The organism is Escherichia ruysiae, from assembly GCF_031323975.1.
Lineage (GTDB): Bacteria > Pseudomonadota > Gammaproteobacteria > Enterobacterales > Enterobacteriaceae > Escherichia > Escherichia ruysiae.
This window is the reverse complement of record NZ_JAVIWS010000001.1, coordinates 3,959,968-3,979,117: the sequence shown is the minus strand read 5'-3', so window position 1 is coordinate 3,979,117 and position 19,150 is coordinate 3,959,968. Positions and strand designations below refer to the sequence as shown.

At 55.0% G+C, this 19,150-nt stretch carries 14 protein-coding genes; 5 read left to right on the top strand and 9 right to left on the bottom strand.

The window, feature by feature from the left end; translation table 11 throughout:
- Window positions 1-2: 2 nt before the first annotated feature.
- The 4 genes from entA to entC are packed head-to-tail and all read right to left on the bottom strand — an operon-like array spanning window position 3 to window position 4,415.
- Window positions 3-749: a 2,3-dihydro-2,3-dihydroxybenzoate dehydrogenase EntA gene (gene entA, locus RGV86_RS19035; protein WP_085460504.1), complete on the bottom strand. Its 747-nt coding sequence runs from the start codon at window positions 747-749 to the stop codon at window positions 3-5.
- The gene (gene entB / locus RGV86_RS19030) at window positions 749-1,606 is read right to left on the bottom strand and encodes an enterobactin biosynthesis bifunctional isochorismatase/aryl carrier protein EntB (RefSeq protein WP_085460503.1); all 858 of its coding nucleotides are present in this window, start codon (window positions 1,604-1,606) and stop codon (window positions 749-751) included. The genes entA and entB overlap by 1 nt, the downstream gene beginning before the upstream one ends.
- Before the next feature lie 13 nt (window positions 1,607-1,619).
- Window positions 1,620-3,230 (bottom strand): (2,3-dihydroxybenzoyl)adenylate synthase EntE, encoded by a 1,611-nt coding sequence (entE, locus tag RGV86_RS19025; RefSeq protein ID WP_085460502.1) that lies wholly within the window; start codon window positions 3,228-3,230, stop codon window positions 1,620-1,622.
- A 9-nt stretch (window positions 3,231-3,239) separates the two neighbouring features.
- Window positions 3,240-4,415, bottom strand: a complete 1,176-nt coding sequence (gene entC, locus RGV86_RS19020) for an isochorismate synthase EntC (RefSeq protein WP_085460501.1) — start codon at window positions 4,413-4,415, stop codon at window positions 3,240-3,242.
- A gap of 374 nt (window positions 4,416-4,789) precedes the next feature.
- Here entC and fepB point away from each other — a divergent pair, with 374 nt between their 5' ends.
- On the top strand, window positions 4,790-5,755 hold the full coding sequence (gene fepB, locus RGV86_RS19015) for a Fe2+-enterobactin ABC transporter substrate-binding protein (protein WP_085460500.1): 966 nt from the start codon (window positions 4,790-4,792) through the stop codon (window positions 5,753-5,755).
- Window positions 5,756-5,835: 80 nt separating this feature from the next.
- Here the strand turns inward: fepB and entS are convergent, their stop codons facing one another.
- Window positions 5,836-7,086 carry an enterobactin transporter EntS gene (gene entS / locus RGV86_RS19010; protein WP_001041810.1) on the bottom strand — a complete coding sequence of 417 codons (1,251 nt, stop codon included), beginning with the start codon at window positions 7,084-7,086 and terminating at the stop codon, window positions 5,836-5,838.
- A gap of 110 nt (window positions 7,087-7,196) precedes the next feature.
- On the opposite strand from entS, the gene fepD reads away from it, so the two are divergent.
- Genes fepD through fepC form a run of 3 tightly spaced genes read left to right on the top strand, consistent with a single transcriptional unit; the run spans window position 7,197 to window position 10,002 of the window.
- Window positions 7,197-8,201 (top strand): Fe(3+)-siderophore ABC transporter permease, encoded by a 1,005-nt coding sequence (fepD, locus tag RGV86_RS19005; RefSeq protein WP_010346614.1) that lies wholly within the window; start codon window positions 7,197-7,199, stop codon window positions 8,199-8,201.
- A complete protein-coding gene (gene fepG / locus RGV86_RS19000) occupies window positions 8,198-9,190 on the top strand; it encodes an iron-enterobactin ABC transporter permease (protein ID WP_000640982.1) in 993 nt (330 codons plus the stop codon). The genes fepD and fepG overlap by 4 nt, the downstream gene beginning before the upstream one ends.
- Window positions 9,187-10,002 (top strand): iron-enterobactin ABC transporter ATP-binding protein, encoded by an 816-nt coding sequence (fepC, locus tag RGV86_RS18995; protein ID WP_000140639.1) that lies wholly within the window; start codon window positions 9,187-9,189, stop codon window positions 10,000-10,002. The genes fepG and fepC overlap by 4 nt, the downstream gene beginning before the upstream one ends.
- Here the strand turns inward: fepC and wzz(fepE) are convergent.
- The 4 genes from wzz(fepE) to fes form a co-directional block, all read right to left on the bottom strand.
- Window positions 9,999-11,132 carry an LPS O-antigen length regulator Wzz(fepE) gene (gene wzz(fepE), locus RGV86_RS18990; RefSeq protein ID WP_000096751.1) on the bottom strand — a complete coding sequence of 378 codons (1,134 nt, stop codon included), beginning with the start codon at window positions 11,130-11,132 and terminating at the stop codon, window positions 9,999-10,001. The genes fepC and wzz(fepE) overlap by 4 nt on opposite strands.
- Before the next feature lie 214 nt (window positions 11,133-11,346).
- Complete coding sequence (gene entF, locus RGV86_RS18985; protein ID WP_085460499.1) at window positions 11,347-15,228, bottom strand: enterobactin non-ribosomal peptide synthetase EntF; 3,882 nt, start codon at window positions 15,226-15,228, stop codon at window positions 11,347-11,349.
- A complete protein-coding gene (locus tag RGV86_RS18980) occupies window positions 15,225-15,443 on the bottom strand; it encodes an MbtH family protein (RefSeq protein WP_085460498.1) in 219 nt (72 codons plus the stop codon). The genes entF and RGV86_RS18980 overlap by 4 nt, the downstream gene beginning before the upstream one ends.
- Window positions 15,444-15,445: 2 nt before the next feature.
- Window positions 15,446-16,648: an enterochelin esterase gene (gene fes / locus RGV86_RS18975; RefSeq protein WP_085460497.1), complete on the bottom strand. Its 1,203-nt coding sequence runs from the start codon at window positions 16,646-16,648 to the stop codon at window positions 15,446-15,448.
- Window positions 16,649-16,890: 242 nt separating this feature from the next.
- Between fes and fepA the strand changes: the two genes are divergently transcribed.
- Window positions 16,891-19,131: a siderophore enterobactin receptor FepA gene (fepA, locus tag RGV86_RS18970; RefSeq protein WP_001034860.1), complete on the top strand. Its 2,241-nt coding sequence runs from the start codon at window positions 16,891-16,893 to the stop codon at window positions 19,129-19,131.
- The last annotated feature ends 19 nt before the right edge of the window (window positions 19,132-19,150 follow it).

The window sequence follows — 19,150 nt, the reverse complement described above, 5'->3', positions numbered from 1 at the left end:
GCTTATGCTCCCAGCGTTGAGCCGCCATCCACCACGATATCCTGTAGCGTGATATGGCTGGCGAGGTCAGAGGCGAGGAACAAAATCGTGTTGGCGATCTCTTGTGGACGGGCGATTTTCCCCAGCGGAATGCCGAGCTTAAACTGCTCGCCAAAGCCACGAATACGCTGTTCTTCGGCGTCATCGCTCACCCACAGCGTGCGTTGCATATCGGTATCGGTGGAACCAGGGGAAACCACATTACAGCGCACGCCACTACCCGCCAGTTCCAGCCCGACGCTCAAGGCCAGGCTTTTCAGCGCCGCTTTCGACGCACCATAAGCACTCATACCAATACGCGGCGTGTGTGCAGCGTCGGACGCTACCGTAACAATCGCCCCGCCCCGCTGACGGCGAAACTGGTTCATGGTTTGCTGAAACAGGTTAAACGCACCGCCAACGTTGACCGCAAAGGTCTGCTGCCAGTCTTCTTTGCTGAGCTGATCGGTCGCGCCCATGCGTAAAATTCCCGCTGCATTGACCAGCACGTCCAGTCGTTCCGTTTCCGCTAACAGCCGCTGACACACTTGCGCAACCTGCCCAGCATCGGCAACATCCATCACTTCGGTCGCAAAGGGATATTGCTCCTGCGCGAACACCCGATCAAAGCCCGTGACCTTCGCACCCGCTTCAACAAATGCCAGCGCCGTGGCGTAACCGATACCTTTCCCCGCACCGGTTACCCAGACATTTTTGCCGCTGAAATCCATTATTTCACCTCGCGGGAGAGCAGTTTCCACCAGGCATCAATGGTTGGGTTTTTCGCCAGCATGACAAAATCGATATCGCCATGTACTTTGCGCCAGCGCGCCGCCAGCGCCATCATGCGCACCGAATCCAGACCGTAGTCGATCAGGTTGTCGTCATCGAACGGTTCATCGGACTCATCCAGCAGCGGCAGGATCACCTCGCGCAGCGCCGCTTTACTGGAAGGGATCGGTGCTGGCAGTAACTCTTCAGTCATCACCACCCGACCAGAACGTCCGGCCACATATTTCAGCGACATCAAATGCTCGTCACGGCTGAAATCAGCCAGCGCATCCGCCACCATAAACGGTTTAATATCGCGCATAAATGCGTCGGTCGCGGTGGTCATACAGCCAATGTGCGCGTACACCCCGGTGATAATCAGTTGGTTACGTCCGCTTTCTTTCAGCATTTGCTCCAGCGGGGAACGATGAAACGCGCTGTAGCGCCACTTCACCAGCACCGTGTCGTCGGCATCTGGCGTCAGGCGATCCACCACCTTTTGCTGTTCCGGCGAACGGGTCAGACCCGGCCCCCACATATCATTCAGCAGCGCCCGATCTTCATCGCTTTGCTCTTTCGGCTGGGCGGTGTAATAAACCGGGATATTGTGCTTTTTGCAGTAGTCGCGCAGCGCAGCAATATTGGCGATCACCTGCTCCATCATCGGGCAGTTCTCGCCCCAGAAGCTGACAAAATAGTCCTGCATATCATGAATTAACAGCGCGGCGCGTTGCGGTTCAAAGGCCCAGTCGACTTTATTTTGCGGAATATCGTGAGACTCCGGCAGTGCGTAAGCCTGTAATTTTGGAATAGCCATCGTGTTCTCTCCTTCAGGCTGAAGCGCGTGACGCCAGCCACTGACGTAATTGTTTTTTATCGACTTTCCCGACCGCCGTCAGCGGAAGTGAATCCACACACTCCACGCGATCCGGTAATTTAAATTCGGCAATACCCTGTTCACGCAGGAAGCGACGCACCTGCACCGCGCGCAGCGGTTCTTTCACCACCAGATAAGCGCAGCTTTTTTCGCCCATCAGCTCATCTTCCATGCTAACCAGTGCGGCGTAGATCACCGCCGGATGGCGCAGCAGCAGGTTTTCGATCTCTTCGGCAGCAATCTTCTCGCCGCCACGGTTGATCTGATCTTTCTCGCGCCCCTGCACGGTGATGTAACCCTCTGGATCAATGGAGATCAGATCGCCGGAACAGTAAAAACCGTTGGCATCAAAGGCGCTGGCATTGTGCTGCGGGCTTTTGTAATAGCCACGGAAGGTGTACGGCCCGCGCGTCATCAGGCGTCCGACTTCCCCTTGCGGCAGTGGATTTCCATCAGCATCCGCGACCCATACTTCATCGTCCGGGCACATTGGGTAGCCCTGGGTATGGATAATTTTCTCCGCACTATCATCAAGACGGGTGTAGTTCACCAGCCCTTCCGCCATGCCGAACACCTGCTGCAACTGGCAGCCAATCTCTGCGGGAATACGCGCCGCCAGCGTGGCAGAAAGACGTGCGCCGCCGACCTGTAACAGTTTCAGCGAGACAAGTTGCGCCCGGTTTTCGCCTTCAGCCAACGCCTGCAACCACAGGCTTACCGCCGGCGGCACCAGCGCGGTAACGTTGACCTGATGTTTTGCAATCAATGGAAAGCAGAGCGCGGCGCTAGGATCGGCCGCCAGAACGACAGTGCCGCCCGCAAGAAATACGCCCAGCGATCCCGGCGAACTCATGGCATAGTTGTGCGCCGCCGGAATCGCGCACAGGTAGCGCGTCTGCTGCGTGAACTGACAAATCTCGACGCTACGGCGCACGCTGTAGTAATAGTCGTTATGGGTACGCGGGATCAGTTTCGGCGTACCGGTGGTGCCGCCAGAAAGCTGGAAATAGGCCACTTCATCAGCGGGTGACGGCGTGGCAGTAAAATCCTCTGCCTGATGGTTAAACGCATCCTGCAAATTGTGCTCGCCGCTATCGTTCAGCAGTTGCACCACACGAATAGAGGAATGTTCTGTGACGAAAGTATTGAGGAAATCATCCCCGCTAAACAGCGCATGTTGGCGATCGGCAATCAGCAAGGCGGGTTCAATCTGGCTGGCATAGGCGTTCAGTTCACTACGCTGATGGCTGAACAGCGCCAGAACCGGCGCAACGCCCAGTTTCAGCAGGGCAAAAAAGGTAATGTACAGTTCAGCGACATTGCCCAACTGTACCAGCGCGGTTTCGCCGGGTTTAATGCCCTGACGGCGCAAGCTACAGGCGAGATTATCCGCCGCCTGATTCAGCTCCCGGTAACTCAACTGCCGCTCGCCGTCGATAACCGCGATGCTGTCACTCGCAGCGTGGCGAGTCAGAATGTCGGTCAGCGGCAAATCCTGCCAGTAGCCTTTTTCCCGATAGCGACGGGCAAACTCTTCCGGCCAGCGGGTGAATGGAATGCTCATCCTCGCTCCTTAATGCAATCCAAAAACGTTCAACATGGTAGAAAGTTTGACGCCGGTTTCGCGCCACTCACCCAACGGTGACGACGCAGGCACAATCCCCGCTCCGGCAAACAGACGCACCTGATTTTCCCGCAGCTTCGCGCAGCGGATGGTCACCACCCATTCGCCGTTACCTTCGCTGTCACACCAACCCACGATGCCTCCAAACAGTTCGCGGTCGAACGGCTCCAGTTCAGCAATAACCTGGGTCGCGGCCTGATGCGGGAAACCGCTCAGCGCGGGGGTCGGATGCAGCAGACAGGCCAAAGTCAGTGCGTTTTCTTGCGAATTCGCTTTACCTTCAAAGGGGGTTGCGAGATGCCACAGCGTCGGCGTGGTGATCAATTGTGGGGAGGAAGGAACGTGTAACTCACTACTGCGTTCGCGCAGTACCTCTTTCATCGCCTGAGTCACCAGTTCATGTTCATGGCGGTCTTTTTCCGACGCCAGCAGTCGATTTCCCGCTTCCCTGTCCAGCACTTCATCCGGCTGACGGCGTGCGGAACCGGCTAACGGAATGGAGCTAAAACGCTCGCCGTCTTTGCGCAGCAGCAGTTCCGGGCTGGCACCGAGCAGAACTCCACCATCGGACAGCGGGACATGGAAGTTGTAACTAACCGGGTTTTGCGCGATCAACCGTTCCAGTAGTACACCGCTGTCAATGGCGGCGTCGGTGGTGATATCAATCAACCGTGATAACACCACTTTGTCGACCTGCGGCGTGGCAGTGAGTGCAGCGGCGCGGGCGACCATCTGTTCAAAAGTAGCTTGCTCCGGAATTGCCTGACGTTCTACCACGTTCAGCGCCTGGCTGCGGGTGAAACGGCGCGCGGAAGCTTGTTTTTCTTTACGGGAGAATGGCTGCCAGGATTCGGGAATATACAGCGACGAAGGCTGACGTGGATCGAAGGGAATCGCCCCGACCATCACCGGATTTTTGATGCCCTGCGCTTTGGCATCAGCAAACAGCGCGGCGAGTTTTTGCTGGAAGGGACTGTCGGGCGAATCCCCGTTCACAGCAGGTTCATCGAAGCGGGCGAAACATCCTGACGTCGTAAAACTGCGGTACGGCGACATAAAGAAAAAGCGATTGGGCGCAAGTGTTGCCATGGTCTGCTGTACTTCCTCAGCCAGTGACGTATCCATATCATCCTCCATAAAATGATAAAGGCTTTAATAATGATTATCATTTATATTTTCGGTCGCTAACCTAAAAGCAAACGCGCACTATGTCAACTCTTGAGGCAACGCAATCTGCAACTCAGGGTTGCATCTGGTTGTGGTTACAATGAAAATGAGAAGCATTATTGATGAATTCGCATAAGCGCAATGTGATGTCCTGCGCCGTTCTGCCCCCTCTCCCTTCCAGGGAGAGGGCTGGGGTGAGGGTCAGTGTTCGCACCAGTGCTGGCTGTTCCCCTCACCCTAACCCTCTCCCCAAAGGGGCGAGGGGACGGATTGTGCGCTTTGTCGAATTTGTCATTACGCCCTTAACCTTATTAATAACAGGAAGCTGATTTGTGAGACTCGCCCCGCTCTACCGCAACGCCCTTCTATTAACAGGAATTTTGCTTTCAGGAATAGCCGCCGTTCAGGCCGCCGACTGGCCGCGTCAGATTACTGACAGCCGTGGCACTCATACCCTGGAAAGCCAGCCGCAGCGTATTGTTTCCACCAGCGTCACCCTGACCGGCTCACTGCTGGCGATCGATGCTCCAGTGATTGCCAGCGGCGCGACCACGCCGAATAACCGCGTAGCGGATGACCAGGGCTTTTTACGCCAGTGGAGCAAGGTGGCGAAAGAACGCAAACTGCAACGGCTCTATATCGGCGAACCGAGCGCCGAAGCCGTTGCCGCGCAAATGCCGGATCTGATTTTAATTAGCGCAACCGGCGGTGATTCGGCGCTGGCGCTGTACGATCAGCTTTCCACCATCGCCCCGACATTAATCATCAATTACGACGACAAAAGCTGGCAGTCGCTGTTAACGCAGCTTGGCGAAATTACCGGGCATGAGAAACAAGCGGCAGAGCGGATTGCACAGTTTGATAAGCAACTGGCGGCGGCGAAAGAGCAAATCAAATTACCGCCGCAGCCGGTCACTGCCATTGTCTATACTGCCGCTGCACACAGTGCCAATCTCTGGACGCCGGAATCAGCACAAGGGCAAATGCTGGAACAACTCGGCTTTACGCTGGCGAAGTTGCCCGCAGGCTTAAACGCCAGCCAAAGCCAGGGCAAACGCCATGACATCATTCAGCTTGGTGGGGAAAATCTGGCGGCAGGGTTAAATGGCGAGTCACTATTCCTGTTCGCCGGTGATCAGAAAGACGCCGATGCTATTTATGCTAATCCGCTGCTCGCGCACCTGCCCGCAGTACAAAACAAGCAGGTTTATGCGCTGGGAACCGAGACGTTCCGCCTGGATTACTACAGCGCCATGCAAGTGCTGGACAGACTTAATTCACTGTTTAAAAAAGATTGATAAAACATACAATTAGAGCACTAACAGTCCCCTCGCCCCTTTGGGGAGAGGGTTAGGGTGAGGGGAAAATGCACCTTTAGCTAACTGTCGGACGCTGTCACCTGCGGCGGCGTCTGGCGAAAACGTCGCAACTCCACCAGCACCAGCAACAACAACACGCCGATAATCAACAAACCAAAACCGCTCGCGCTTGCGGAAGCAACCGGTGTCATCATCGCTCCCAAACCGCCCAGCAGCGCCGCGCCTATGGCATCTCCCGTCACGTTTTGCGCCGTCCACAAACCGTTAATCCGCCCTAACATCGCTTCCGGGGTTTGCGTTTGCAGCATTGTATATTGCAGCAACGAACTAACCGCGCTCAGCCAGCCGAACAGCGCCAGACAAACCACGCCTAAAATCCACATCGGCATCAGGCCAAACAGACCAATGGCGAGGAACGATCCCAGCGTGGAGAGCAGCATCAATAACCCTGGTCGCGCGCTATGTGCCAGCTTCCCGCTGGTTAACGCGCCAATAGCCGCACCGAGCGGGATCGCCGCATAGAGAAAACCAATCTGTGCCGCCGACATCTGCCAGTTGTCAGCCAGCGCCGGATACAGTACCCGCACCGCACTCGCCATCGTCAATAACCCCCCCAGCAGCGCAATTCCCCCCACCAGCGGGCTGGCGAGCAGAAAACGAATCGCTGCCAGAAGCGATTTCAGCGGATGCTCACGCGGCTGCGGTGGCGGTGGCAGCGCCGGAAGGCTTAACAACGGCAGCAGGGTAATAAACGTTCCCGCCGCCGCCAGCCCGTAGTTCCAGGCCACGCCACCGGTCGCCAGCAATAAACCGCCAATCATGGGCGAAATCACCGAACCCAGGCGCACGGTCAACATGGTGATCGCCCCGGCCTGCATTAAGTTTTCACGCCCTACCAGTGCAGGTGTCGCCGCCAGTAGCGCCGTAACGCCAAGCGATGCGAAAAAACCATCCCATAAACCAAGTAAATAGATTGCCAGCAATGACGGCTCCGGCAGCAGCGCGTTCAGGCACAGTCCAATGAAGCCAATGCCACAGGTGCCGCGCGCCAGCAAAATCACTTTTTTGCGCTCATAGCGATCCGCCAGCACGCCGCCAACCATCAGGCCAACAAACATCGCGCTGCCGGTGAGCGTCACCGAAAGCCCCACCTGCCAGGTAGAATGCGTCATCATCTGGATCTGCACCGGCACCGCGACGCCGAGCAAACCCAGAGACACAATTGAGATAAAACGAGCGAGGAATACTGCGCGAAACGCCGGGTGCGTTTTCAACAGGCTGAGGTTAAGCAGCCAGGATTGTTTATTCATTACAATGCCTTGCCATCAAATATTTTAAATACCTATTCTTAGGCTGCACATGCTAACATATCCAAATAAGATCGATAACGATAATTAATTTCATTATCATGGAAGTTCGTATGTCTGGTTCTGTTGCCGTGACACGCGCCATTGCCGTGCCCGGATTGCTGTTATTACTGATTATCGCGACGGCATTAAGCCTGCTCATTGGAGCAAAATCACTCCCCGCTTCCGTAGTGCTGGAGGCCCTCTCCGGCACCTGTCAGAGCGCCGACTGCACCATCGTGCTCGACGCGCGACTGCCGCGCACCCTTGCCGGTTTACTTGCAGGCGGCGCGCTTGGCCTTGCCGGGGCGTTGATGCAAACCCTCACCCGAAATCCACTTGCCGACCCCGGCTTGCTTGGCGTGAACGCCGGAGCCAGCTTTGCCATTGTGCTGGGTGCGGCGCTGTTTGGTTACTCTTCCGCACAGGAACAACTGGCGATGGCCTTCGCCGGGGCGCTGGTGGCCTCGTTGATTGTTGCCTTTACCGGCAGCCAGGGCGGCGGGCAGTTAAGTCCGGTGCGTTTAACCCTGGCGGGCGTGGCGCTGGCGGCGGTGCTGGAAGGGCTGACCAGCGGCATCGCCCTGCTTAATCCTGACGTCTACGATCAACTGCGTTTCTGGCAAGCCGGTTCGCTGGATATTCGCAATCTACATACCTTAAAAGTGGTGCTGATCCCGGTGCTGATCGCCGGAGCAACCGCGCTATTACTGAGCCGCGCACTGAACAGTTTAAGCCTCGGTAGCGACACCGCGACGGCGCTGGGCAGTCGCGTGGCGCGCACACAGTTAATTGGTCTGCTGGCGATTACCGTGCTTTGCGGAAGTGCGACGGCGGTAGTTGGCCCAATTGCCTTTATTGGCCTGATGATGCCGCACATGGCGCGCTGGCTGGTGGGTGCCGATCATCGCTGGTCACTCCCCGTCACGCTACTTGCTACCCCTGCCCTGCTGCTGTTTGCCGATATCATCGGGCGTGTGATTGTGCCCGGCGAGCTGCGCGTTTCTGTGGTCAGCGCCTTTATTGGCGCACCAGTGTTGATCTTTCTTGTCCGACGTAAAATGCGAGGTGCCGCATGATTTACGTCTCTCGCCGATTACTCATCACCTGTTTGCTGCTGATTTCCACCTGTGTGGTTGCAGGTATCTGGGGATTACGCAGCGGTGCCGTCACGCTGGAAACCTCGCAGGTATTCGCCGCGCTGATGGGCGATGCGCCGCGCAGTATGACGATGGTGGTCACCGAATGGCGTTTACCACGCGTGCTGATGGCGCTGTTGATTGGCGCGGCGCTGGGCGTCAGCGGCGCGATTTTTCAGTCGCTGATGCGTAACCCGCTCGGCAGTCCGGATGTGATGGGCTTTAACACCGGGGCGTGGAGCGGCGTACTGGTGGCGATGGTACTGTTTGGTCAGGATCTGACAGCTATCGCGCTGGCAGCAATGGCGGGCGGCATTGCCACTTCTCTACTGGTCTGGCTGCTTGCCTGGCGTAACGGCATCGACACCTTTCGATTGATTATTATCGGCATCGGCGTTCGCGCCATGCTGGTGGCCTTTAATACCTGGCTGCTGCTGAAAGCGTCTTTAGAAACGGCGCTAACAGCGGGGTTGTGGAATGCCGGATCGCTCAATGGCCTGACGTGGGCAAAAACCTCGCCCTCCGCACCCATTATTATATTGATGCTCATTGCCGCCGCCTTGCTGGTAAGGCGGATGCGCTTGCTGGAGATGGGCGATGACACCGCCTGCGCACTGGGCGTCAGCGTCGAACGCTCGCGTCTGTTAATGATGCTGGTCGCCGTAATACTTACCGCAGCTGCCACTGCCCTGGCGGGGCCAATTTCCTTTATCGCGCTGGTTGCACCGCACATTGCCCGACGCATTAGCGGCACTGCTCGCTGGGGGCTAACTCAGGCGGCGCTGTGCGGGGCGTTGTTACTGCTGGTGGCCGATCTCTGCGCTCAGCAACTGTTTATGCCGTATCAACTTCCGGTTGGCGTCGTTACCGTCAGTCTCGGCGGTATTTACCTTATCGTCTTGTTAATTCAGGAGTCTCGCAAAAAATGACCGAATCAGTAGCCCGTTTGCGCGGCGAACAGTTAACCCTGGGATATGGCAAATATACCGTCGCGGAAAATCTTACTGTAGAAATTCCTGACGGTCACTTCACGGCAATTATCGGGCCAAATGGCTGCGGTAAATCCACGTTACTGCGTACCTTAAGCCGCCTGATGACGCCTGCTCACGGGCATGTCTGGCTGGATGGCGAGCACATTCAACATTACGCCAGTAAAGAGGTCGCACGCCGGATTGGCTTGCTGGCGCAAAATGCCACCACGCCGGGCGATATCACCGTGCAGGAGCTGGTGGCGCGTGGGCGTTACCCGCATCAACCGCTGTTTACCCGCTGGCGCAAAGAAGATGAAGAAGCGGTAATGAAAGCGATGCAGGCCACGGGCATTACTCATCTGGCGAATCAAAGCGTGGACACCCTTTCCGGTGGGCAACGGCAGCGAGCGTGGATTGCCATGGTGCTGGCACAGGAAACGGCAATTATGCTGCTCGACGAGCCGACCACCTGGCTGGATATCAGTCATCAGATTGATCTACTGGAATTATTGAGCGAACTGAACCGCGAGAAAGGCTATACGCTGGCGGCGGTGCTGCACGATCTTAATCAGGCCTGTCGCTACGCCAGCCATTTGATTGCGCTGCGGGAAGGAAAAATTGTCGCTCAGGGAGCGCCGAAAGAGATTGTCACTGCTGAACTGATCGAGCGTATTTACGGTTTGCGCTGCATGATTATTGATGATCCGGTAGCAGGAACACCGTTAGTGGTGCCGCTCGGACGAACGGCACCGTCAACCGCCGTGATTTAAACTAACCGATCTTCCATCATGGCATCCTGTTTTCTGGATGCCATTGCATGATGCAAGAGCACACTGCCACAAGCAACCATACCGCCGATCAACGCGGAAAGGATCACGATAATTGCTTTGCCCGGACCGTCTTTTTTCACCGGCAAAGTCGGACGCAACTGATATTTAAACGGCGTAAAATTTACATCGTTGACATTTGCTTTTGTTAACTGATTGACAAAATATTGACGATTACGTAACTCACCGTTCAGTTCCGCAACATCGGTGACCGCTTTTTCAATTTCAAGTTTGCGTTCAATACCGTCTGCGCCGAGAGAAATAGAAAAATCAGGGTCGTCTTTAACGGCCTGACCATTACTGTAAACAGGCTTTTTAATTCCTGCCGCATTGGCAATATCCAGTGAATAATTGAGGCGCTGAATATTTGCATCAAGCTGGTTTTTCGTTTTAATACGATCCTGAGCCAGTTTTTCTTTTTCAAACTGGGTTCTGATTTCCAGTTTATTACGCACATTTTCAATCGACTCTTTCACCACGATAGCAGAGATATAATCGATATACCCTGCCAATACTGTCTGCGCTTCTTCACTGGTGGGTGCGGTGAAACTTAATGTCCAGGAGGTATACAACGCAGGCTCATCTTTTTTCTTACTGGCGTTGTCATCAACCGCTTTCATTTTTTCGCTCAATGTAACAATAGCGCGATGCAGCTCCTGTTCATCAATCTTCGCCTCTTTTAATTGATCCATGACATAAGGTGATGAACGCAGATAGTCTTCCAATAAACTCACAGACTGAAATTTCTTGATAAACAGGTTAAACACACCGTTGCGATCGATATTGGCATCCAGATCCAGCACGCGGAGTTTGGTGAAGACCTTCTCCAGATCTTGCCACTGGACAGCCTCTGCGGGCGTGATAACTGCCGAGCTGGTCCATTTTTGCGGCAAAATGAAAGACACCAGTAACCCAATACAGGCAAAGGCTAAAGCCACCGCTATTACCCGCGTTTTTGCGTACCACAAAACTTCGATAAGTTTAAGTAAATCAATTTCATTATTACTGGGCGACGCCAGATGATAATCGGGAAAATGAGAATCGCTTCCCTGCTTAATATTCAGTGATGACATGCGATATGACCTGAAATGAGTCCAATAAGATTAAATCTCCACGGCGCTCACTTTATCAGTTAGCAAGAATTATCCGAAGCTGAACTTTGTAAATTCCCCTCACCGAACACAACATTAAGCGTGTTTTCAGAGAAGCAACTGAGGATTCATCATAATAATAAATAATAAAATCCACAATCATTTACAGTAATTATGGATTTTATTTAAGATAAAGTTATTTATTTAGCGTCGCCAAAATAATTGGCCCGATTTTTTCAAACGCCATCGGCGAGATAATATCCACATGCGCACAATCTAAACGATAAATATCCAGCTCAGCTATCCATGGCGACCAGGCGCGTTCAGGACTCATACCTTCCTGAAGTGTACGTTCGGCAACAAACAGCGTCGCTTTGCCATCAAACGGTACGCTATGGGCAGTGGTCAACAAGCGCACTGCATCAGCGTAGTTGCCTTCAATAGTGGTAAACAGCTCCGTCGACGCACTCCCTTGCTGAGCCGCCAGGAAGGCTTCGCGCTCGCGGTTAATCTCCGCCAGCACTTCCGGGTCCAGACCGTTAGCTTCTTTTTCCTGCCAGTTTTGCGTTTCTGGCGGCCAGGTATCCAGCAAGCCAAGAAATGCCACCTGTTCGCCACGGGCACGCAACCGCGCCGCAATCCCCTGCGCCAGCGTACCGCCCAGCGAATAACCCAGCAGGTAATAAGGGCCGTGAGGTTGTTGTTCAAGTAACGTGGCCAGATGCGCTTCACAGACTTCATCCAGGTTTGCCGCCGTCTGCATAGCTCCATGAGGGCGCGGCGACTGAATGCCAATAATCGACCATTGTGGATCGAGATAACGCGAGAGCACGCTAAACTGCCAGGCAAAACCGGACGCCGGATGGAAACAAAACAGCGTCGGGCCATTGCCTTCACGCAACGGCAGAATGGTTTCGAATCCCATGCGCCGGGTGCTGTCTTCTTTACCATCAATAATCGTTGCCAGTTTGGCGACGGTTGACGCAACCATCACCTGCCCCGGCGTCACCTGGCGGGAAAACTGCCGACTTAACTGCGCCGCCAGTTTCATTGCCAGTAGCGAATGACCGCCAAGCGCGAAGAAATCAGCGTCGGCATCCTGCACATCACAGCCCAGCAATGACGAGAACGCCCTGGCGATAATCGTTTCACTGCCCGCTTTCGGCGCACGCCCCGGCGCTTGTGTCTTCAGTTCAGGCAACGGTAAGGCTTTGCGATCCAACTTACCATTGGCGCTAAGTGGCAACTGTGGAAGTTGTAGCAGAACCACGGGCACCATATGCGGTGGCAAGGTTTCGCGCAACTGCGCCTGCAATGCGCTGGTATCCAGCGGTAAGCCTGATTGCGACACCAGATATCCTACCAACTGGCGAGCGTCGCCGCCGGTTGCTGCCGCCTGGTTAATCACACAGGCATGGGTAACGGCTTGTTCGACATCCGGCAGCGCCTGCATCACGCGATCGATTTCGCCCAGTTCGATACGCTGCCCGCGAATTTTTAGCTGATCGTCACTGCGCCCGAGGTACTCCACCGCGCCGTTATCCAGCCAGCGGGCAACGTCTCCGGTACGGTACATCCGCTCACCGGGGGCGAAAGGGTCGGCAATAAAGCGGCTGGCTGTCAGATCGGGTCGTCCCAGATACCCCTGCGCCAGTTGAATGCCGGTGAGATAGAGATCACCCGCCACCCCCAGCGGCACCGGATGCATCATCGCATCAAGAATACGCAGCCCCGTGTTCCACACCGGGTAGCCAATCGGCACACTGCTGCCGCGTACCTGTGCCAGTTCCTCGCCAAAAGCCGGATACCAGCTAACGTCCACCGCTGCTTCCGTCGGGCCATACAGATTATGTAACGGCGCACCGGTTAACTGTTGCCATTCGCGGCATAAATCAGCCGGTAACGCTTCACCACTACAGAAAACCTGTTTCAACGTCGCGCAACTCTGGCGAGCGGTTTCCGGCGTCAGCGAAGCAACAAATGCCGCCAGCATTGAGGGAACAAAGTGCGTGGTCGTTACGCCATATTCGGCAAAGAATTGCTGCATAGCGAGCGGATCGCGGTGCGCCTCTGGTTCAGCCATCACCAGTTTCGCCCCCGCAATAAATGGCCAGAAAAACTCCCACACCGAGACATCAAAACTGCACGGTGTTTTTTGGGCAACGACATCTTCGCCTGTAAGCGGATAATGATTTTGCATCCACAGCAGGCGGTTAACGATAGCCGTCTGCCCGACCATCACCCCTTTCGGCCTGCCGGTGGAACCAGAGGTGAAGATGATATAAGCCGTATGGTGCGGTTGTGAAAGTTGCAGCGGCGCACTGCCCTGTGGAGTAAGCGGGGCGTTATAGCAAAGGCTTATTAAATTGGGAACATCGCTAAAGCGCGGCAGTTGATCGTCGGTGGTGATTAACAGCGACGGACGCGCATCTTCCAGCATCATTTTCAGACGATCGTCCGGATAACCCGTATCCAGTGGTAGCCAGGCCGCACCTGCTTCAACAATCGCATGTAGTGCCAGGGTCAAAAAGACCGAGCGCGGTAGCGCCACCGCCACGCTGTCGCCAGGTTTAACGCCGCGCTCACGCAGCAGATTCGCCAGCGCCACCACCTGCTCGCGCATTTCCCGATAGCTGAACTGGTAATGCGCATCTGCCAGCGCCGGTGCATCCGGTGCTTTTGCCGCTTGTTCTGCCACCAGCGCGCTCAGCGTGGTTTCAGGGATTTCTACCTGTGTGGCGTTGATCTGCGCCAACTGTGCATACTCACCTGGCAGCATAATATCGACATCGCCGCACAACAGCGCCGGATTCGCGGCGAACTGCGCAATCAGCATTTTCAGCCGTTCGGCGTGCTGAATTAACGTTGGCTCATCGTAACGCTGTTTATTGGCGAGAATCTCAATACTCAAACCACCGTGTTCATCCGGGAACAGCGCCAGTTCAAGGTCATTAACCGGACCGGTTGCCAGTGTATGGGTTTGCGCCTGAACACCAGGAATATCCAGTTGGTAATCAAATACCTTGATATTGAGTACCGGACCAAACAGCGGTTCATCACCTGCCGCTCGCCCGCTGTCACGGACAATCTGTTCGGCATCGTAGCGTTGATGACGGCGCATTTTTTTCAGTTGAGCCGCCAGGCGGATTGCCAACTGAGGCAGCGTCTCTTGCGCCTCAATGTGAATACCCAACGGCAAAACATTGAGCACGGGACCGGTCGCCGTAAGCGCCGCCGACCCCATTCGACGCATAAAGATAAATCCGGCAGCGTAGTCCATGCGGTTGCACAATCGCCCCAGCCATAAGGTCGCCAGCGCGAGAGCTAAATCGGTACGTTGTACGGTCGGCAGTTGTGCTGCCAACTGCCGAAATTCCCCATCGGTAAATTCCAGTTTCAGGCGCAGAATATCTGCCGAGGCGCCGCGCCCCGCTAAAGGTGCAGACGAAAGTGACGCAGGCGGCGGCAGTTGGCGACGCTGTTCCGCCCAGAATGCCGCATCACGCTGCCAGGCCTCGCTTTCCCGATACTGCTGGTACTCTTCCACCACTTCAGCGAAAGGCGTAAACGGCGAAGCAGGCGTTGGTTCGCCACGCAGCCATGCACAGTAAATATTGGCGATCTGGCGGGTAATTGCCGGAAAACTGAAACCATCAACCAGCAAATGATGATAACGCTGATACCAGTACCAGCGGTTATCCGCCACCTGTATCAGCTGATGAAAGACCAGTGGGTTACCGTTATCGACACGCAGATTTTGTTGCAAATCGGTTTGCATTAATGCCTGCGCAGTTCCGTGTGGATCAATGTTGGCACGCAGGTCGATAATTTCTGGCTGTTCGAACGTCAACGCATCATCGACCCATTGCCAGACTTCGCCGTTATCTTCCGTAAAACGCATCCGTAGCGTATCCGCTTGTGCTAATCCGGCAACCACCGCGCGAGCCAGTAATGGCGCATCAACCTCTCCGGTTAACTCAACGTAATGCGCCACGCTCCAGGTGGAAGGTAAATCTGACAGTTTTTCTGCCATCCAGATGCCGGGCTGTGCGGCGACCAAAGGTAAATGTTGGCTCATTGCGCCTCCTGCTGCTGGGTAAAATTCGCCGGTGTCAGAGTACGCCAGTGGGCTTCCAGCCACTGCTGGCAGGACGCCTGTGACTGCGGCTGACACACAACATCCCAGTCTGCCGGTAACGCGCACTGTTGCGGCCACAGACTGAATTGCCCCTGCGCATTGCGCAAAATGTAAAACACGCCCTGCGGATCATCGAAGGGATTACTGAATGCCATATTCAACTCCTGTCATGGAAAAGCGGTTGCCAGAGGTCAATTAGCCCCTGCATCAAGCCACCGCGCCAACAAAGCGCATCATGTCCGCCGTCAACCTGACGCCAGAAAATGGATTCTTTTATGGGATATAGTTGCGCATACAGCGCCTGATTGGCTCGCATGATCAGCGGCTCACGAATCCCCGCCTCCAGAACAATGCGCAGACCTTCGGCGCTAACTTCGCCAGTTTTAAGCTGTTCAAGTAACACGCCCTCTTGCTGACCGCCCCGATGCGGCCACCAGTACGATCCTGACTGGCTTAATACACAGCCAAAGCGTTCAGGCCAGTGCAATCCGGCATACAGCGCGGAAAGCCCACCAAAACTTTGCCCGGCGACCACTGTGCGATCGGCACGATCGCTAAAAGGAGCGATCGTTTTCACCAGCGGCAGTAACTCTTGCTGTACTGCCAGCCAGAAATCCGCATTACACGGCAGTTCGCGGGCACGGTGCGCGGTGTCGATGGCGTCAATCAACACATACACGGCGGGAGGAAGCTGCTGACGACGGGTCAGCGAAGTCAACGCAGGCCAGACGGGCATACTTTGCGCCCAAAATTCACCATCGAGCAGAATAGCTAACGGACGCTCCTCGACTGGCGTATCGCCGGTGGTAAAAATCCATACACGACGTGAATTTCCCAACCGTTCACTTTTCCAGGTTATTTCTTTCGCTGAGTTAGCGGGGGCTTGCGGACAATCCCAGCCGGGTTGCTGCGGCGCTTGCGGCATTTCGAGTGCGGAAACAGCGTGCCCTCGCCCTCCTTTCCAGCTTTGCGGATTCAGCGGATCGGCTATCGCCTGGGGTAATAGTTTTCGCCAACCTTCGCGTAATTCGAGGCGATCGGGTGATGGTGCAGAAAAAATGTCATCGCGTTCGGTGGGAATAAAACAGTAACTGCCGCGCCAGTTAGCATTGAGTTGTGTCGTCCACTGCCAGACGTCGGTGCCTGCAATGCGCTGCATCGACTGGGGCTGGCTGTTCTGATGGTGATCGGTAACGCCAGTGATGTAAACCCATACGCGCTTCACCGTCGAGCGGTCTTCAGAACCTTGGGGATCACGCCACCAGAAAGTGACCTCAAACATTTCGTCATTCAGACGCTGCCATTCCGGGCCATGTTTCGACTGCCACCAGCTCTCATTTCCCACATTTAACACCGTCACACCATAACCCCATGTTTACTGTGCAATTTTTCATTGATTGCAGAAATATATTGATAATATTATTGATAACTATTTGCATTTGCAATAGCGTATTGGCGCGCCATGTCAAGCGCGGACATTAATTAACCAACTGCACTGCGTGTCTTTCAGGATCAAAGGTTTTCGCGGTAGCGGGATGCGTCATGCTGATGACGACCATGCCCGACAGTTGCAATTCGTGGCAAAAATGCAGGAATAAAACAATGAACAAGAAGATTCATTCCCTGGCCTTGTTGGTCAACCTGGGGATTTATGGGGTAGCGCAGGCACAAGAGCCAAACGATCCCCCTGTTTCACATGACGATACCATTGTCGTTACCGCCGCCGAGCAGAACTTGCAGGCGCCTGGCGTTTCGACCATCACCGCAGATGAAATCCGCAAAAATCCGGTTGCCCGCGATGTATCGGAGATCATCCGTACCATGCCAGGCGTTAACCTGACCGGTAACTCCACCAGTGGTCAGCGCGGTAATAACCGCCAGATTGATATTCGCGGCATGGGGCCGGAAAACACGCTGATTTTAATTGACGGCAAACCGGTCAGCAGCCGTAACTCGGTGCGTCAGGGCTGGCGCGGCGAGCGCGATACCCGTGGTGATACCTCCTGGGTGCCGCCGGAGATGATTGAACGAATTGAAGTTCTGCGTGGTCCGGCGGCTGCACGTTATGGCAACGGCGCGGCGGGCGGCGTGGTTAACATCATTACCAAAAAAGGCAGTGGTGAGTGGCACGGTTCCTGGGACGCTTATTTCAATGCGCCAGAACATAAAGAGGAAGGTGCCACCAAACGCACCAACTTCAGCCTGACCGGTCCGCTGGGCGACGAATTCAGCTTCCGCTTGTATGGCAACCTCGACAAAACCCAGGCTGACGCGTGGGATATCAACCAGGGTCATCAGTCCGCGCGTGCCGGAACGTATGCCACGACGTTACCAGCCGGGCGCGAAGGGGTGATCAACAAAGATATTAATGGCGTGGTGCGCTGGGACTTCGCGCCTCTGCAATCACTCGAACTGGAAGCGGGTTACAGCCGCCAGGGCAACCTGTATGCAGGCGATACCCAGAACACCAACTCCGACGCTTATACCCGCTCTAAATACGGCGATGAAACCAACCGTCTGTATCGCCAGAATTACTCACTGACCTGGAACGGTGGCTGGGATAACGGCGTGACCACCAGCAACTGGGTGCAGTACGAACATACCCGTAACTCGCGTATTCCGGAAGGTCTGGCGGGCGGCACCGAAGGGAAATTTAACGAAAAAGCGACGCAGGATTTCGTCGATATTGATCTCGATGACGTGATGCTGCACAGCGAAGTTAACCTGCCGATTGATTTCCTCGTTAACCAGACGCTGACGCTGGGTACGGAGTGGAATCAGCAGCGGATGAAGGACTTGAGTTCCAACACCCAGGCGCTAACCGGGACGAATACCGGCGGTGCTATTGATGGTGTGAGTGCCACCGACCGTAGCCCGTATTCAAAAGCAGAAATTTTCTCGCTGTTTGCCGAAAACAACATGGAGCTGACTGACAGCACCATCGTGACACCGGGGCTGCGTTTCGATCATCACAGTATAGTCGGCAATAACTGGAGCCCGGCGCTGAACATATCGCAAGGTTTAGGCGATGACTTCACGCTGAAAATGGGCATTGCCCGTGCTTATAAAGCGCCGAGTCTGTACCAGACTAACCCGAACTACATTCTCTACAGTAAAGGTCAGGGTTGCTATGCCAGCGCGGGCGGCTGCTATCTGCAAGGTAATGATGACCTGAAAGCGGAAACCAGTATCAACAAGGAGATTGGTCTGGAGTTCAAACGCGACGGCTGGCTGGCGGGCGTCACCTGGTTCCGTAACGATTATCGCAATAAGATTGAAGCGGGCTATGTGGCTGTAGGGCAAAACGCAGTCGGCACTGACCTCTATCAGTGGGATAATGTACCGAAAGCGGTGGTTGAAGGTCTGGAAGGATCGTTAAACGTACCGGTTAGCGAAACGGTGATGTGGACCAACAACATCACTTATATGCTGAAGAGTGAAAACAAAACCACGGGCGACCGTTTGTCGATCATCCCGGAATATACGTTGAACTCAACGCTGAGCTGGCAGGCGCGGGAAGATTTGTCGATGCAAACAACCTTCACCTGGTACGGCAAGCAGCAACCGAAGAAGTACAACTACAAAGGCCAGCCAGCGGTTGGGCCGGAAACCAAAGAAATCAGTCCGTACAGCATTGTTGGCCTGAGCGCGACCTGGGATGTGACGAAGAACGTCAGTCTGACCGGCGGCGTGGACAACCTGTTCGACAAGCGTTTGTGGCGTGCGGGTAATGCCCAGACCACAGGTGATTTGGCAGGAGCCAACTATATTGCCGGTGCCGGTGCGTATACCTATAACGAGCCGGGACGTACGTGGTATATGAGCGTAAACACTCACTTCTGATGCTAACGTCAGATTGTTG

Excerpts from the sequence above, each read along its gene's own strand:
- entA (WP_085460504.1), bottom strand. The coding sequence starts at position 749 with ATGGATTTCAGCGGCAAAAATGTCTGGGTAACCGGTGCGGGGAAAGGT.
- entB (WP_085460503.1), bottom strand. The coding sequence starts at position 1,606 with ATGGCTATTCCAAAATTACAGGCTTACGCACTGCCGGAGTCTCACGAT.
- entE (WP_085460502.1), bottom strand. The coding sequence starts at position 3,230 with ATGAGCATTCCATTCACCCGCTGGCCGGAAGAGTTTGCCCGTCGCTAT.
- entC (WP_085460501.1), bottom strand. The coding sequence starts at position 4,415 with ATGGATACGTCACTGGCTGAGGAAGTACAGCAGACCATGGCAACACTT.
- entS (WP_001041810.1), bottom strand. The coding sequence starts at position 7,086 with ATGAATAAACAATCCTGGCTGCTTAACCTCAGCCTGTTGAAAACGCAC.
- fepD (WP_010346614.1), top strand. The coding sequence starts at position 7,197 with ATGTCTGGTTCTGTTGCCGTGACACGCGCCATTGCCGTGCCCGGATTG.
- fepG (WP_000640982.1), top strand. The coding sequence starts at position 8,198 with ATGATTTACGTCTCTCGCCGATTACTCATCACCTGTTTGCTGCTGATT.
- fepC (WP_000140639.1), top strand. The coding sequence starts at position 9,187 with ATGACCGAATCAGTAGCCCGTTTGCGCGGCGAACAGTTAACCCTGGGA.
- entF (WP_085460499.1), bottom strand. The coding sequence starts at position 15,228 with ATGAGCCAACATTTACCTTTGGTCGCCGCACAGCCCGGCATCTGGATG.
- RGV86_RS18980 (WP_085460498.1), bottom strand. The coding sequence starts at position 15,443 with ATGGCATTCAGTAATCCCTTCGATGATCCGCAGGGCGTGTTTTACATT.
- fepA (WP_001034860.1), top strand. The coding sequence starts at position 16,891 with ATGAACAAGAAGATTCATTCCCTGGCCTTGTTGGTCAACCTGGGGATT.